The sequence below is a fragment of the Woeseia oceani genome (genome assembly GCF_001677435.1).
GTDB classification, from domain to species: domain Bacteria; phylum Pseudomonadota; class Gammaproteobacteria; order Steroidobacterales; family Woeseiaceae; genus Woeseia; species Woeseia oceani.
The window spans coordinates 868,316-884,673 of sequence record NZ_CP016268.1 but is presented as its reverse complement, the minus strand read 5'-3'; the positions used below and the strand labels follow the sequence as shown (position 1 = coordinate 884,673).

Sequence of the window (16,358 nt, the reverse complement as noted above, 5' to 3'; positions counted from 1 at the left end):
TCAAGCTTATTCGACCACAACCGGAAGTCAGAGCTTCCACTCTCCGGGGTTGATCCAACACGTGTCATTCACAGCCCAGCGCTGCCAGTCCGTGTCGACCTGGAAGTCGTCGTCAACAGAATCCAGGATTTCCTGGAACTGTGCCGCTGAATCCACACCAACCAGCGCCGTGCCTGTTTCGTCCATATGCAACACGTAGTTCAACGCCATCTGCAACATGGACATGCCCGCGTCGGCCGCTGTCTGGCGCAACGACAGTAGATGTGGCTTGAGTGGATCGAAGAATTCGCCAAGAGTATGCGGCTCCGACAGAAGCACACCCTGCAGGAACGCTGAACGGACGTGAATCTCCACTCCGGCCTCTCGGAGCTGCTTCAGCAGCCCGGACTTGCTGAAACGCTGGTCGAGGATATTCGCCGGCACCTGAACGATGTCGACCGGGAACAGGTCGAGGATGCCCTTCAGCTCGTCCGGCGTATACACCGATACGCCTATCCGCCCAACCTTCATTTCCGACTTCAAGGCTTCGAGTGCAGCCCAAATAATGCCGGAATTTGGCCGCAGAAGATTGGCGCCGCCATGCAAAAGAAGAGCGTGTACAGAATCAACCTGCAAACTTTTTAGCGACTGCGCAAATGTCGACTGCAACAGCTCCACATCGGAATCGGTCGTTTCCGGGGCTTTGAAATGCGGAGTTTTGGTAACTATCCGCAGACCTTCGCGAGTGCTTGTGTAATGCCCCAGAACCTTCTCGCTCTGGTCGTACGCGGGTGCCGTATCGAATACATCGATTCCGTAGCGTGCGGCCATCGCCATGATTTCGTCCAACTCATGGCGATTCACCTGACCACTGCGGTTGGTCACGCCGTAGGCCATGCCGAATTGAGCAGTTCCCAGGCCGATTTTTCGATGAAGGGATGGCATCTCTCAGTGGTACTCCTGCCCTGCTGCGGTACTCATGGCTTCAATCTGCTGAAACAACGGCCTGGGCCTGTTCGCCGAGCCCTTCAATGCCGAGTTTCATGGTGTCACCAGCATTCAGGTAAACAGGCGGCTTTTGCCCCATCCCAACGCCCGGCGGTGTACCCGTTGAGATAATGTCGCCAGCTTGCAGACTCATGAAACGACTCAGGTAGCTGACAATGAAGTTTGGCTTGAAAATCATGGTGCTTGAACTGCCGTCCTGGTAACGCTTGCCGTTAACATCCAGCCACATCCGCAGATTATTAACGTCGTCAATCTCATCCGGCGTAACCAGCCAGGGACCGACCGGGCCGAACGTATCGCAACCCTTGCCCTTGGCCCATTGGCCACCGCATTCCAGTTGAAAATGGCGTTCCGAAACGTCATTGACCAGGCAATAGCCGGCAATGTGGTCTTCCGCATCCGATTCATCGATATACGCCCCGGGTTTGCCAATCACGATGCCGAGTTCGACTTCCCAATCGAGCTTGGTACTCCCTCTGGGCTTGATCACGTCGTCATTGGGGCCAACGATGCAGCTGGTCCATTTGTTGAAGACGATCGGTTCATCAGGAATCTGTGCACCGGCTTCTTTCGCGTGATCAGCAAAGTTAAGGCCAATACAGATGAACTTACCGGCACCCGCAACGCAGGCGCCAATACGATCATCGGCATTCAGTGCCGGAAGGCTGTTCGGGTCAATCGCGCGCAATTTCTCGAGCGCCTCCGGGAGAAGAGCAGCACCGCCAATGTCCGGCACGTGCGCAGACAGATCCCGGGGAATACCAGAATCATCGAGAACTGCAGGCTTTTCTTTGCCAGGGGGTCCTACTCGAAGTAATTTCATTGATGTGCCTTTTTATTGCGTAAATATTGTGTTTGGAACATATGATGCGAGCCGTGGAAAACAACCGCCGGCCTCCGCGCCTCGCTGAAACCTTACCCGGCAAGCTGTAGTTCAAGCCCGCGAAATTCACGACATTTAACGTTAATTTTCCGCACCTGGAAAGTCAACCGATACTTTGAGATATGCAGAAAAATGCACCGCCACCGAACCCGGAGTCAAAAGCCGCGAGATGATCACCCGCAAGATAATTGACATCCAATCGGGCAAACTATAACGTTAAATATTCTCTCCAACTCTTCCGGAAATACGCAGATGTCCTCGGCGGTGAAGAAATATACCGTACTCTCCACTTACCCCGGCCATCGCAGTTCGGCCAACGTGGGTGACCACCTTATATCAGTGGCACTCGAGAAACTTGTGAGGAGAGAGCAAGGCAACGTTGAGTTCCTGAGCATCTTCCGCGAAGACCCGCTCGACGATTACATCGATGAAATCAACCGCACGGCCGCAATATTGCTGCCGGCATTTCCTATCCGCGACGGTATCCCGCTGTATCCGGGATGCTACCGGCTGACTGATAACCTGGATCGTATAAAGGTACCGATGGTTCCTGTCGGGGCAAACTGGAATGTATACCCGGGTGACGCGTACAGTCGCAAGACGACTCAATACTCTCAGGAAACCACCCGGTTTCTGCACCGCGTCGCCTCAGGGATCAGCCAGTTCTCATGTCGCGAGTATTTGCTCATGGATGTGCTGAGAAAACACGGTATTGAGAACACGGTCATGACGGGCGATCCCTCATGGTATGACCCGGATTTTTTCGGCACACCAATTCATCGCCCGAGTCACATCGATACGCTGGTCTTCAGCCCACCATTGAGCGCTTTTTACGGGGACCTGGCCGTACAGTGCCTGGACTTGCTTAAAGACATGTTTCCCGATGCCACCCGGTATTGTGCGTTTCATTTGACAGACCCTGCTGCATCGCCTTTCGACGACAAGAGCATGACCAATGACGCCTCGATGAGGCCGGACGTTGCCAGGAAAAACGCCATGATCCGCGCCTATGCAGCCGAGGCCGGATACGAAGTCCTTGAAATGGCCGGCGATTCCAAGAAGTTGGATTTTTATCGGGATTGTGACCTTCATGTTGGCTTTGAATGCCATGCGCATCTCAGCTTCATCCGGCAACGACGACCCTCTGTACTCATTTCCGAGGATGCCCGTGGTGTCGGCTTCAACTATACGTTGGGCGTCGGCGGGTTCGATGGGTTCGTCCGCCTAGAAGACACCGAAGTACGACCGCCAAAGGAAGGAGGTACTTCCGGCTATTGTGTTTCCCAGGAAGAGTGGGACGTTGCACCGGCCAAGGACGACCTTGCACAAGAGCTGCGATCGTTCCTGGAAGAAGAACTCCAAAGCGGATTTCGACGCTATATCGGCCTGACCGATCGTATTGATGAAACATACGAGAAGGTTATGGCTCCGTTTCTAAGATCCTTGCCGTAACACGCCCTGGTGATCGGCTCACGATTGCATTGGATCGACTGGCTGCTGATTCTGGTATACGGAATCGGTGTTGTCCTCCTCGGCTGGTACAACTCCCGGCGCCAGAACTCTAAAGAGGAGTATTTCACCGGAGGACGAAATATGCCTGCCGGGCTGGTTGGTGTTTCCCTGTTCGTGACACTGCTGAGCACTGTCTCTTATCTTTCGCAGCCGGGCGAAATGATCAAACATGGGCCCGTCGTTGTCGCAGGGCTCCTCGCAATTCCCATTAGCTATTGGATCGTCGGCTACATCCTCATTCCTGCGATTATGCAGCGACGAATCACCAGCGCTTACGAGTTGCTGGAGAATCAACTCGGCTCCAACGTCAGACAGATGGGCGCAATAATGTTTATCCTGCTGCGCCTCGTCTGGATGTCGCTGCTTCTGTATTTGACCGCCATTGCGCTCGTTACCGTCCTCGGTCTGAGCGAAGACTGGACGACCGTAGTTGCAATGATCGCAGGATCAATCGCCATCCTTTATACCTCCATGGGAGGCATTCGCACGGTCATAGTGACTGATGCCATCCAGTTCGTGTTGTTACTGGGCGGCGCGTTGCTCACTCTTGCTATTGTCACCGCGAGGATGAATGGCTTCGATTGGCTACCTACTGAATGGGCGCCTCATTGGGATCATCAGCCGTTTTTCAGTTTCGACGTTCATGTTCGCGCAACCGTCGTCGGGTCAATTATTTCGATTCTCATCATCCAGGTAGCAACGGCGGGTGGAGACCAGGTCGCGATACAGCGCTACATGTCCACCGACGGCCCACAGTCAGCGAGAAAAGCGTACCTGGTGAAGTCGATCGCGCAGGTATTTGTTTTCCTGATCTTGTCCTCGATAGGATTCGGGTTGTTGGCGTTTTTCAACGAATTTCCCGGGTCGCTGCCGCCGGGAGTTGACGTGATAAACAATGCCGATCAGTTGTTTCCGCTGTTCATCGCAGAGTTTCTTCCCGTTGGATTTTCCGGACTGGTAGTGGTGGCGATCTTTGCCGCTGCAATGTCCAGCATTGACTCCGGCGTCAATTCGATCTCCGCCGTTGTGCAAACGGACTTTGTTGATCGCTATCGCCAAGCGGGCGCTTCCGAATCAGGCGAAACGACGGGCAGTAAATTTCTGGTCGCCGGAACCGGGCTGCTGGTTATCGCACTCAGCCATTTCATGCAATTTGTTCCAGGTAACTTTCTCGAACTGACCATGAAAACGGCCAACATTCTTGTCGTACCGCTGTTTTGTCTTTTTGTTTTTGCTCTTTTTGTTCCCTTTGCGACCGCAACCGGAGCCATCGTTGGGACAATACTCGGCTTTCTGGCCGGCATGGTGGTTGCTTACTGGGACCTCATCACAAACACACAGGCGATCAGTTTCCAGTACATCGGGATCAGCTCTTTGGTCACAAGCCTGGTTGCCGGATCCGCGGTAAGCTATCTCGGCCCGAAAGCGAAGCACCGTAAGGCATCCTGACGGAACACCCGTTAGAACAATCGTCAAATCGGCCTGATTGCTAAGCCAGCTATGGTTGCCAACGCCGATGAGTGCGACGGCCGGAAACGGAGGGATCGCCAGCGAGGCAGGGCTAAACAGCTCTGCGCTCTTTGATCGCCCGCCGACCAACCACGTATTCCGGCCTGGAATACGTACGTATCCGACCACGTCTGGTAGTCCCGAACGGGTTCGCTACGCTGCTCCAGGACCGGCCGGTTGCCGTTGCGACGCTGGGGCAAGAGATGTCTTCGAGAAACGACGGAGCCTCTGATTCATTCGGGTTCGCCCATGGATTGGTTGCCGCAACAGCAGAGAAATTTAGGTGTTCTCGACGTTACCAATCGCCGCTGAACAGTATGGCGGCAGCTTGTGTTTCCTGATTCCCTGTCCAGCATCGCAGGGCAACAGAAACGACGACGCGAGTTTCACTCGTTGGGACCGTGCAACGGCTAAAGCACGCTAGAATCGCAGGATCGCGTCGGCTGAACGCACCCGAACATCCGGATCAGAATCTTCAAGGTTAGAGTGAAGAACCGCGTCATAAGAATCCAAACGCGTTTCCGCCAGCAAATTGGCAGCGAGCGCACGGATTCCGGCGTCGGCATGCAGCAGGTAGTCTTGCAGCTCAGCATGTAGCGCTGAGTCATCAAGGTAAACCAGAGCAGCAACATTGAAGAAACGCTGAATGGGCTCTTCCGCGTTCAGGTGATTACGTCGTATTTTGTCGATCGCTGAACGATCGCCCAGCTGACCCAATACGTAGCCCGCCAGAGACCGGGCCATTGGGTCCTGGTGATCGAGATAGGCGCTTATTATTGCCAATGCGCCTTCATCGCCACGCCGGGCCAAAGTAGCTGACGCCCAAATTCTCAACCCATGATTGAGATCTTGTTGTGTCGCTTGCTGGTACGCATCGCCGGGGCTGATTTGCCCGACCTTATAGAGGCTTTCCATCGCATGAACATGGGCATAGGTGTCTTTCTTTCGAAGAACACCTTCCAGAACGGACATCGCGGAATTGTCTCCCGCTCGAATTAGCTCTCGTGCCAATCCGCATCGCTTGCGGTCGTCGGTCTCTGACAGCAAGCGAGGCTCTAGGCTGGCCCTTACCCGATCCTGCTGGCCCGCCAGTATCAACGCTTCTGCCGCATGCATGGATATCCAGAACCCATCGGAATCAAGCGCGTCCCGTAAAATTTCAATGCTTTTCTGTCTCACGACGTCAGCAGCCTTTTGTTCCTGAGTAACGTCGAGGTCAACGCTCCGACTGCCTCCATCAGAGATACAACTCCCTTGCAAGGTGACCAGCATTACGGCCAATGACCTGATCAGAATATGATGTCTTGCCATTGAGGGTTGGTGTGAGCCGCTGCCACAACATCAAGTGTGACGATCAAACAAGAAGGACAGCGGCCCCGGGTTCATCGGTTACAGAAATGCCTTGAGCGCATTCACACCGCTGTCTGCCAAAACATTGCCGGCAGGTTTCGCGAGCGGCGGCCGGAATTTCGTGTAGCGATAAAAGGCGCTCATGTACTCGCGGTCGCCGGTATTCGGCGAGTCGGTGATATAACCGTGCGAACCGTTGGTATAGCCGCAGGGGATCGACAACGGCAGTGGCGACAACTCGCGGAAGCGGCGGCCGATACCCTGGAAAGGTTCGCAACTGAGGCCGAGTATGCCGACGTCGCCGAGGCGCATGACGGCCACCGGCATGTCGACAGCCTTCATGGCCTCGTCGGTGCGGCCGGTCCTCCTGAGGTCGAGCGCCCACTCATTCCACGGCAATACGGCTTTAATAAGAGCGCCGCGGTATTTGGGTGTCAGTGCACGCGGGAAGTTAAGACCTACGCAACCCAGCGTGTTTTCATCGCCGGCGTCGGCGCGCTTGATGAAGTCCTGCATTTCGGCGATCTCGGCACGTAACACCTCTACGCTCGGCAACTCGCCGCAGGGCACGGCTGCTGGCGCCATCGTGAAGTTCATACCGGGACGGTCGGACTCTTTCAGGTTGGAGAGCGCGTTGACGTAAGTACTGCCCAGCATTTCGCCGAACTCAATGGCTCGCTCGACACCACCAACAAACATCTCTTTGGAGTTAACGTCACCGGCACAACCTTGCAGGAAGCCCACTGGCACTGGCTCGCCACTGCCACCGGCCAGTTCCCGGCCCACGATGTCCGTTGCAACTTGCGGATAGTCGCCGAACACGACGGGCTGCTCGGGCTGGTAACTGGTGACCGGGTGGCCGGTGAACTGCACCAGGCCGGCAACCGGCCGACCACCGGCGCTCTTGAAGACCACAATCGGCGCCTGACGATCGATGTCGCCATTGAAGTCTTTACCGTACAACACGCGGTCTTCTTCGCGCATGAAGAAGGTCGAGCCGTCGGCTCGGTATCCTTTGCGACAGTAAGTGATCCGACTCTCGGAGCCTTCTGCGTGCCAGACCGTGACCGGTTCCAGCATTTTCGGCAAACGCTTCAACGCATCGTCGATCTGCCCAAAGAGGCGCTTGCCGAAGGGCGTGAGGTTACGTTTATCCGGGCCATTAAAGTCGCTCGCGTAATGGTAGAACGGCGGTTCACTGACGCCGGTCGGTGCGCCACTGTGATTGTGGGAGGCGCATACCACGACATTGTCCCGCGATATTCCAAGTCGGCGTGAGACCAGATCTTTGGTGTATTCGATGGTGCCATTACCCAGATCCCAGGCGACCAGACAGACCTGGGTGGCACCGTCTTTGAACAGCATTACCGTTGTCTTCAGCGGACTGGCGATCTCGCCGATCTTCGAGCCGACCAGGCTGGCTCCCCGGTCGCCAAGATCGGCTTGTGTGCCAAAACGAATGGCAGCGACTTCGAGCTTTCCGCTGCTCCCCAAGGCGTTCGCAATGTTGCTCCAGGACAGCCCGGCTGCGGTTGCGGCCCCTGCGGCGACAGAGCTCTGAAGGAATCGGCGGCGGTTTTGATTCATGTAGATAATCCTTGGGTCTGGACAAATTTGCGCGGCTTTCACAATCGAAGCGGCATTTATTTTCAGCTAACCGGGGTCGCCCGGTTCGGGCGGCCCCGGTGGGAGTTAGCTATAGAAACGACTTGAGCGCTTTAACGCCACTGTCTGCAAGAACATCGCCGGCGGGTTTCGCGAGCGGCGGACGGAACTTCGTGTAGCGATAAAAGGCGCTCATGTATTCGCGGTCGCCGGTATTTGGCGAGTCGGTGATATAGCCGTGCGAACCGTTGGTATAGCCGCAGGGGATCGAGAGCGGCAGTGGTGACAATTCGCGGAAGCGACGACCGATACCCTGGAAAGGCTCGCAACTGAGCCCGAGTATGCCGACATCGCCAAGACGCATGACGTGCACTGGCATGTCGATGGCCTTCATCGCCGTGTCCGCGCGGCCAGTAACCTGGAGGTCAAGTGCCCATTCGCTCCAAGGCAACACGGCTTCAATCAGGGCACCGCGGTATTTGGGTGTCAGTGCGTGCGGGAAGTTCAGGCCAACACAAGTGATGGTGTTTTCGTCGCCGGCGTCGGCACGCTTGATGAAGTCTTTCATCTCGGCAATCTCGGCGCGTAGCACCTGCGCGCTCGGCAGTTCGCCGCAAGGCACATCGGCGGGTGCCATGGTGAAGTTCATGCCGGGACGGTCGGACGCTGTCAGGTTGGAGAGTGCGCTGATGTAACTGCTGCCCAGCATTTCGCCGAACTCAATGGCTCGCTCGACACCACCAACAAACATCTCCTTGGAGTTGACGTCACCGCAGCAACCTTGCAGAAATCCTACCGGCACGGGGTCGCCACTGCCGCCGGCCAGTTCGCGGCCAACGATATCGGTGGCAACCTGTGGCCAGTCGCCATGCACAACCGGTTTCTCCGGGTGGTAACTGGTAACTGGATGACCGGTGAACTGCACGAGGCCGGCAACTGGCCGGCCACTGGCGTTCTTGAATACCACGACTGGCGCCTGACGATCGATGTCGCCGTTGAAGTCTTTACCGTACAACACACGGTCTTCTTCGCGCATGAAGAACGTCGAGCCGTCGGCTCGGTATCCTTTGCGACAGTAAGTGATTCGGTCCTCGGAACCTTCCGCGTGCCAGACCGTTACCGGTTCCAGCATTTTCGGCAAACGCTTCAAAGCATCGTCGAGCTGCCCGAAGAGCCGTTTGCCGAACCCCGTCAGCTTGCGCTTCTCCGGTGCCTCGTAAGGTATCGAGTAGAAGTACGGTGGAGGATCTCCGGCACCGGTTGGTGCACCGCTGTGGTTATGAGAAGAGAATACCAGTACATTTTCCCGCGGAATTCCGAGGCGGCGCGTAACCAGATCCTTGGTGTACTCAATGCTGCCGCCGATGTCCCAGGCAACCAGGCAAACTTGCGTCGCGCCGTCCTTGAACAGCATGGCTGTCGTTTTCAGTGGACTGGCAACCTCGCCGATCTTCGCACCGACCCGGCTGGATCCAGTATCGCCTACATCCGCCGTAGTACCGAAGCGGATAGCCGCCACTTCGAGTTTTTCGCTGCTCCCCAGCGCATTTGCGATGCCACTCCAGGATAAGCCTGCCGCGGTCGCGGCGCCTGCTGCGACGGAACTCTGCAAGAAGAGACGACGGGTATTGTCCATTTTGGCACTCCTGAATCGGTTCTTGATCATTTTGTATGAATGAACAAAATATGCCTTTAACGTTACAGTTTGTCAACGCGACGACCTGACAGGAGAAAGTCTGTGAAGACTTCAAGAGATTCTGATCATCCCGCGCTGACGACGAATGCACTGCCGGACGACAACGCGCCTCGTCAGCAACTTGTGCGTGGCGGGCTCACTGCAGCGACGGAAACCGCAAGGCCGCCACCCGTTCGATCACTACGTTCCCAGCTAGTGCGACGGCGCTGACGCATCCCAATCGGCTGCCAGACAATAAACCGCCTCATTAACTATTAATAACTGATTGTGACGATTACCGTGTCGTCATACTTGCCAGGTCGGGGTGTCGCTTGCAGCGGAATTCGACCGTAGACGCTGAGCGATTGCAGTGCACCGGTGCCGGTGCCACCTACTGTCGTCGTGCTGCCCGAGCCGTCGCCCCATACCTGGCTACGCGCGGGGTCGTTGTACAACCGATAGCAAATCTGTTCGCTCGGAATGCTTCCGTGCAGCATTCGTCGTGCGCCGGGATCCCCGCCGCCACCCGCGCCAAGCGACACTGAGTAGGCTGTAGCTGCACTGCAATCGAATCTGGCTGCTTGCATCGACCGAGGCATTGAGTCGCGTATGAGCGCCAAAATCCAGGTCATCGGCTTCCACCACACAACTGTCGATGATGGATCCGGTGGCCGAAAAGCTATCACTGGATTGACTGCCGTTGATTCCGTCGCAGGGCATTGAATTACTGAACGAGAACCGTGCCCGCGCACCACCCGCGAAGGTGGAAACGTAAACACCACCCGGCAAATCAGAAATACCTCCCGGCACACGCCCGTATACCGGGGCGGTCACTGAGCCAGTCGCCAGCAGCCCGGGTACGCCGTCCAGAGTCACGATCACCCGTTGTGCACCGCCGGCCTGAAAAGCATCAATGATGCGACGGACGTACGCCGGCGCGTACTGATGGCGTTTGAACGCGCAGAAATTGAGACCGACAGGAAGGTACGCGAGCGATTGCTGACTTTTGTTGTAGTGGGCGGTGGCCCGACCGGTGTCGAAATGGCGGGGGCAATCTCCGAGGTTGCACGTAAGGCTCTGTCAAAGGGTTTCCGGCGCATCGATCCGCGAACGGCGCGCGTGTTGCTCATTGAAGCAGGACCAAGATTGCTGTCATCGTTTACGCCAGCAATGCCTGAGTACGCGCGGAACGCTCTGGAGAAACTCGGCGTAGACATCAGGCTCGGTGACGCAGTAACGCAGTGCTCTGCAGACGGCGTGCAGGTGAAGGACGGGAACATACCCGCGACAACGATAATCTGGGCCGCCGGTGTCGCGGCCTCGCCCGCCGCGAACTGGCTGCAAGCTCACAAAGACCGCAACGATCGCGTCATTGTTGATCGCAAGTAGCAAATCGAAGGGTTGCCTCAGGTGTTCGTAGTGGGAGACACCGCAACATTCGTCGGTGCCGATGGAAACCCGCTCCCCGGTGTCGCCACGATTGCAAAGCAACAGGGCAAGTTCGTCGGCCGGATCATTGCGGCACGCTTACGCGGGAAACCGGACGAATTCCGCTATCGAGATGTCGGTCAGCTCGCGACCATTGGTCGGCGCAAAGCAGTCGTTGACCTCGGCCGTGTGCGATTCAAAGGCTGGCTGTCGTAGCGGTTCTGGGGCATCGTGCACATCTACTTTCTGGTCAACAATCGCAGCAGGCACACTTTCGCCATCCAGTGGCTATGGTCGTATCTGACGTTCGATCGCGGAGCGCGACTGATAGTGAGTGATGAGTGATTTGCCTAGTTGCATTGCCGGACGCGGGAAAAGACTTAACCCGTCTGCATAGAAGCGTATTCCGCTTATCCCGTTGAACGGCGTGCTGACTGTCGGTGTGACCGGCCGTGCAAATTCTATACACTTTCACCGGCACAACCTGACGCTCCGGGTTGGCAACGCTCGCCACCTCCCGGAAATCAAGCTACGGACAATAATGAGAAACTTGCCGATCATCATGACTCGCTTTCAGCAGAACCGGACCTTGAGTGCCTTGCTCCTGATTACATCGACCGCTGTTGCTGAATCACAGCAGGCGCCCCTGAGTGCGAATGTATCGGGGATCAATAAATCAGAATTCAGCACGACGGAACGGGGAGGCAATTCCACGGTTGTCTACCAGGCACAGTTCTTCGCGCCCTACAATCCCGTCACGGCCAACGACATGCTCGATCGCATTCCCGGCCTGTCGCTTGATGGCTCGGATGACAGCGATGACCGGGGCCTTGGTACTGGCGGCAACGTGCTGATCAACGGCCAGCGTATCGCGGGCAAAGAGAACTCGCCAAGCGATCTGCTCGGCCGCATCAGCGCTGGCGACGTTGAGCGCATCGAAATCATTCGCGACACGTCCGGAGATCTGGACGTGCGCGGCGCGAACCAGGTGGTCAACATCGTGCTCAGCGATTCCGCCTCGCGCTCCAGCACCCAGGCGGAGTTGATACTGCGCCTGAACCACGACGACACCTTTGAGGCCGGGGCCTCCGTTTCCCTCAGTCGCCAACTTGGCAAGCTGCAGGCGCTGTTCAATCTGGAGGCAAACCCGAATTTCGAAAACCGGGAGACCCGCGAGACCCGGTTCGCGCCGGACGGCGACGTCATCGGCACATTGTTCGAGACCAACATACGCGATCAGGACAATTTCCGGTTCTCCAACAACATGAGCTACAACAGCGGACCGCACCGCATGCAGCTCAACACACAGATTAGCGACAACAGCTATCCGCGGCCGATCCACCGTGACTTCGTCGATGTCGTGAACAGCGAGACCTTCACCCGTGTTGAGGAGGAACTCATCGACAACACGGAGAAGAATTGGGAAGTCGGCGGTGACTATGAGTACCGATTTGCGAACAACTCCCGCCTCCAGTTTCTGTTTATCGCCAACGAAGATGTGAGCGACAGCGTGCGGGAACGTTTCGCGTCGCCGCCGGCAAACCCCACAGCAGAGCTAAGCAAGAACCTGTTTATCGAATCCAACGAAGCCACGACCGAACGCATTGTTCAGGGCAACTACAGCTTTGCATTGGCGGATGACCAGAGCCTTCGCTTCGGGCTGGAGCGCGCCGATACACGACTCGACTCCAGCCTGTTCATAGGCAGCGCCGGGGGAACCGAGCCACCGTCGGACCGTTTCGGTGGCCTGCCGCCGATACCGGCGCTGAACAATCCGGGCACCGAAGTGAAAGAGATCCGCTACGAGGGTTTTGCCTTTCACAACTGGACACTGAACGAGCGCATGAACCTGGAAAGCAGTCTCGTGTACGAGACATCGGAAATATCCCAGAGCGGCGCTGTGCGACAAGTCCGTGATTTCGATTTTCTGCGTCCGGCCGTGGACTACCGGTTCAACATCACCGACAACTTCCAGTTACGTGCGTCCGTTCGCCGCAATGTGTCCCAGCTCAGCTTCGCCAACTTCGCCGCGACCGCTAACGAAGACGATCGCGACCGCAACGCCGATGCCGGAAACCCGGAGCTCGTGCCGGAAAAGGAATGGAACTACTCGGTGGAGGCCGAGTACCGCCTGCCCGAAGACGCGGCCGTGTTCAGCGTCAGCCTGTTCCATGCCGACATTGAAGATTTCATCGGCAGGATCAATGCCACTACCGATCCCGGCATACCCCTGTCCGCGGTCGGTAACATCGGGCGGGCCGAGCGCCGCGGCATGACCATCAACGCCAGCACTCGCCTCGGCTACTGGAATTTGCCCGATGCCATTGCCTCGCTGGAAGTCGCCTTGAGCGATTCCAATGCGACCGATCCGTTCCTCGGTACCGAGCAACGCATCGACGGCCGCGGTCAGGCCGATTTCGAATTCCGTCACGATGTTCCGGGCCTGGGACTGAGCTATGGCATGGAATACCACTACCCCTTTGACGGCGGTTACTACGAGATCGACGTCGCCACGATCACGCGCAACGACAATGCGCCTTACCTCAACCTTTTCGTCTCCAAGGTATTTTTCGACGACGTCACCTTTCGCCTGGAGTCGAACGACACGCTGGACGACTTCCGTTGCCGGGAGCGCCAGCGCTTCAATGGCACGACGATGGAAGGTGCGCTCCGGTTGATCGAGGACTCCTGCAGCAGCCGCTTCCGCCGCCTGATACTGACGGTTCAGACGGTGTTTTGATCTGACGGCCGGATGGCGTGATCCCGGAGTAGCCGGCACGCCAAGTGGGAAGCGTGCTTCGAGGCGTCAGTAAAGCTTATGCCGGTATAGGCCAGAACCTAGAGCCACGATTCTTGGGCTCGTTTGACCGAGATGACCTGAGGACATGGCAGCGAGAGACGACGTTATCCTCGGAAGTTATAGGGTCGACGATAGAGTCGGCTTGGTAATTTATTGCAATAACTCGTTACATAAATCGTTGACATACTTGGTAAATAGTCTAATAGTACAGTTACTTATAGATTAATTAATCGTTACACCATGCCAAACCTGATACCGCTCCTGCTGGCCGGATCACGCAAATCGAGCGAGCTGCTCGACAGTTTTGCGGGTCAACGCGTCGCCCTGAAAAGGGCCTACGAGAAAGACGCTCACCGAGTGCTCCGGCTTGGCCGGGCCCGGGCGACGCGCTACGCGGCCCGGCGAACGTTGGCCGGACTCTCATCTGATGAATTTCCGGTTTTCCGGGTTGATTCGGCGGGCAGGATCGCGCCAGCTGGTACGCTCATGACGCTCGAAGCCGACGAGTCCGTCTGGTTGCCTGACGAGACGATCGTCGATGGCCTGCCCCCCGAGATGCACGATATCGCGCCGCGCGGATTCCTGGGTCGGTCGTTCGTTCGTCGGCACGCTGAACTCGGGTTACCGAACGATGTGCGCGACTGGTCCGATAACCACGTTCTGCGAGCGATAAGCCAACGCGGTGAAGATCTCCCGGGCAACCTTGTAGTTGGCCGGGAATCGTTCGACCGGTATCAACAGTTGCGAGCCAACGAGACAGCCGAAAAGGACTTTCCGGCTCGCGCCATGGCGGCACTTGCTGGCGAGCATATCGGCTCATCTGCCGGTGGCGAACAACCAAAATTCACCGCACTACTGGATGGCCAACACCGGATCGTAAAATTTGCGACGAATGCAACTGACAACGCAAGACGCTGGCAAGACCTGCTTGCACTGGAACACGTGGCGTTACAAACATTGGCGGACGCAGGCATTGATGCCGCAGAATCCCAGCTGAAAGATGCTGATGGAATGCGATTCCTGGTTATCACTCGATTTGACCGGGTGGCCGAACAGGGGCGGCGTGCCGTCCTGACATTGACTGCGGCATCCGGTCGCGCCAATGCATCATGGGCCGATGCCGCCTACGAGATGCTGCAAAGCAAGGAACTCAATGAAGCTGGATTCCGGCGAATCGCACTGCTGGATGCGTTCGGTGCACAGATAGCCAACACTGACCGGCATTTGTATAACGTCTCGCTCTTTCCGAGCGATCATGGCTATGAAGTCGCGCCCGCCTACGATCAACTGCCAATGGCGTATGCACCACCTGCAAGTGGCCACCTGCGAATGACGCTTGTCGACGAAGCCGTGCCCGCCGTTAATACGCTCGATGTATGGGACGAGGCAACCGTGCTGGCAAGCGATTTCTGGCGACGTGCCGCCGAGCTGACGTTAAGCGATGACATGCGAATGATAGTCAAACAGCACGTCGCGAGGTTGTAGAAATAACTGTGCGGTCGAACGAACTTTCACTCTCTAGATCAAAGGCCTGTCGGTCGCAAATGCACCTCATAGAGTCAGCAGTTTCTTTGCGATCATCCGGTTTGCGACACCGTCTCTGAAGCTATGCTCCGCTTGCGCCCAAGAATCATGGCTCCAAAAAATGCCAGCCATCTTCCGGCCTGTAGCCTTGAGGGTCATTCGCAGAATCGTGGTAAAACCGGTAAACCGGCTGTCCTTTGTAGGCCCATTGTTTAGCACCACCCTCCCGCTCTATAACGGTCCAGTCGCCGATGGATTGGTCATCCTCATTGGCGGCAAGCGGTGGCCAAGCGAGCGCGCACCCGCCCGTACAGTTCGACTTTCCGGGTGCGTCCTTGTCATAAACATAAAGCCGGACGTTCGTGGTGGCGTACACGTACCGATACTTGCCATCCTGAGTCTGCTGCAACGCAACCTCACCGGGCGATGACAAATTGGCGGGTGGCTGCTCAGAGGCGGTCGCCGGGGAAACCAGTAGCAGTAACAGAACGCTATGCAGCAGAGTGAGGCATCTTGTTCGCATGTTCTTCTCCATCAGTACGATGTAGCTCGAAAGCGAGAGACCAACGCTGCCATTGTAGCAATAAGATCAGGATAAACTTAAGGTGGTTGGGGCTGAGGTTCCCGCAGGAAGTGGCCACGACGCCCTGACTATCTCGCAAAATGCTTTTCCGTACATTAATCTTATCCCCGCGCGCATACACTAAGCTCAAAACAGACCTGACACCTTTTTCCGACATCTTTTTCCTCTCACACCCCGAAGTTTCCCGGTTCGTGCCGAAAGCCATCTCCTGCAGTGCGAGCTTGCGAAGGGCGGCGTTGGCATAATGACGACCCTGGAAATGATTGGCGATGCAGAACCGGGAATGGAACGGGTTCTGACCGATTCCCTGATGATTCATTTGATGTAGCAGGTAGCGCACCGCGACCTGAAGACCTGCCGACGCGTAAGAAGCGCGGACGCGAGCGCATGCTCGGCAAATGCGATTTGCATGCAAATCTATCTTTCGACCCGACGCTGCACAAGCAACCTGCAACACACACGCAGCCGACTTGCCGGTGCTGAGCGCCGTCGTGCCTGGCGT

The 16,358-nt window shown here is 56.7% G+C and carries 12 protein-coding genes and 1 pseudogene; 6 read left to right on the top strand and 7 right to left on the bottom strand.

What is annotated here, in order from left to right; translation table 11 throughout:
* Nucleotides 1-27 precede the first annotated feature (27 nt).
* Nucleotides 28-924: an aldo/keto reductase gene (locus BA177_RS03850; RefSeq protein WP_082989846.1), complete on the bottom strand. Its 897-nt coding sequence runs from the start codon at nucleotides 922-924 to the stop codon at nucleotides 28-30.
* A 40-nt stretch (nucleotides 925-964) separates the two neighbouring features.
* The gene (locus BA177_RS03845; protein WP_068613055.1) at nucleotides 965-1,810 is read right to left on the bottom strand and encodes a fumarylacetoacetate hydrolase family protein; all 846 of its coding nucleotides are present in this window, start codon (nucleotides 1,808-1,810) and stop codon (nucleotides 965-967) included.
* Nucleotides 1,811-2,122: 312 nt separating this feature from the next.
* Here BA177_RS03845 and BA177_RS03840 point away from each other — a divergent pair, with 312 nt between their 5' ends.
* Together BA177_RS03840 and BA177_RS03835 are read left to right on the top strand one after the other, a co-directional pair.
* On the top strand, nucleotides 2,123-3,322 hold the full coding sequence (locus BA177_RS03840; protein WP_068613052.1) for a polysaccharide pyruvyl transferase family protein: 1,200 nt from the start codon (nucleotides 2,123-2,125) through the stop codon (nucleotides 3,320-3,322).
* Nucleotides 3,323-3,331: 9 nt separating this feature from the next.
* Entirely contained in the window at nucleotides 3,332-4,831 is a 1,500-nt protein-coding gene (locus BA177_RS03835; protein WP_197493313.1) for a sodium:solute symporter family transporter, read from the top strand.
* A 480-nt stretch (nucleotides 4,832-5,311) separates the two neighbouring features.
* On the opposite strand, the gene BA177_RS03830 is transcribed toward BA177_RS03835, so the two are convergent.
* The 4 genes and pseudogenes from BA177_RS03830 to BA177_RS18850 form a co-directional block, all read right to left on the bottom strand.
* Nucleotides 5,312-6,172: a HEAT repeat domain-containing protein gene (locus BA177_RS03830; protein WP_197493312.1), complete on the bottom strand. Its 861-nt coding sequence runs from the start codon at nucleotides 6,170-6,172 to the stop codon at nucleotides 5,312-5,314.
* Between the two features lie 108 nt (nucleotides 6,173-6,280).
* Nucleotides 6,281-7,828 (bottom strand): twin-arginine translocation signal domain-containing protein, encoded by a 1,548-nt coding sequence (locus BA177_RS03825; RefSeq protein ID WP_068613046.1) that lies wholly within the window; start codon nucleotides 7,826-7,828, stop codon nucleotides 6,281-6,283.
* 109 nt (nucleotides 7,829-7,937) lie between these two features.
* Nucleotides 7,938-9,482, bottom strand: a complete 1,545-nt coding sequence (locus BA177_RS03820; RefSeq protein WP_156762690.1) for a hypothetical protein — start codon at nucleotides 9,480-9,482, stop codon at nucleotides 7,938-7,940.
* 314 nt (nucleotides 9,483-9,796) lie between these two features.
* Nucleotides 9,797-10,241: pseudogene (locus tag BA177_RS18850) on the bottom strand (Csu type fimbrial protein).
* Nucleotides 10,242-10,466: 225 nt separating this feature from the next.
* On the opposite strand from BA177_RS18850, the gene BA177_RS03810 reads away from it, so the two are divergent.
* The 4 genes from BA177_RS03810 to BA177_RS03795 all read left to right on the top strand — a co-directional run bounded on the left by BA177_RS03810 (nucleotide 10,467) and on the right by BA177_RS03795 (nucleotide 15,234).
* Entirely contained in the window at nucleotides 10,467-10,910 is a 444-nt protein-coding gene (locus tag BA177_RS03810) for an FAD-dependent oxidoreductase (RefSeq protein ID WP_156762687.1), read from the top strand.
* A 30-nt stretch (nucleotides 10,911-10,940) separates the two neighbouring features.
* Nucleotides 10,941-11,165 carry a hypothetical protein gene (locus BA177_RS03805; protein ID WP_156762686.1) on the top strand — a complete coding sequence of 75 codons (225 nt, stop codon included), beginning with the start codon at nucleotides 10,941-10,943 and terminating at the stop codon, nucleotides 11,163-11,165.
* A gap of 325 nt (nucleotides 11,166-11,490) precedes the next feature.
* Entirely contained in the window at nucleotides 11,491-13,689 is a 2,199-nt protein-coding gene (locus BA177_RS03800; protein WP_156762685.1) for a TonB-dependent receptor plug domain-containing protein, read from the top strand.
* 300 nt (nucleotides 13,690-13,989) lie between these two features.
* Complete coding sequence (locus BA177_RS03795; protein ID WP_082989845.1) at nucleotides 13,990-15,234, top strand: HipA domain-containing protein; 1,245 nt, start codon at nucleotides 13,990-13,992, stop codon at nucleotides 15,232-15,234.
* A gap of 145 nt (nucleotides 15,235-15,379) precedes the next feature.
* Here BA177_RS03795 and BA177_RS03790 read toward each other — a convergent pair whose 3' ends face one another.
* Complete coding sequence (locus BA177_RS03790; protein WP_068618858.1) at nucleotides 15,380-15,796, bottom strand: COG4315 family predicted lipoprotein; 417 nt, start codon at nucleotides 15,794-15,796, stop codon at nucleotides 15,380-15,382.
* Nucleotides 15,797-16,358: the final 562 nt, after the last annotated feature.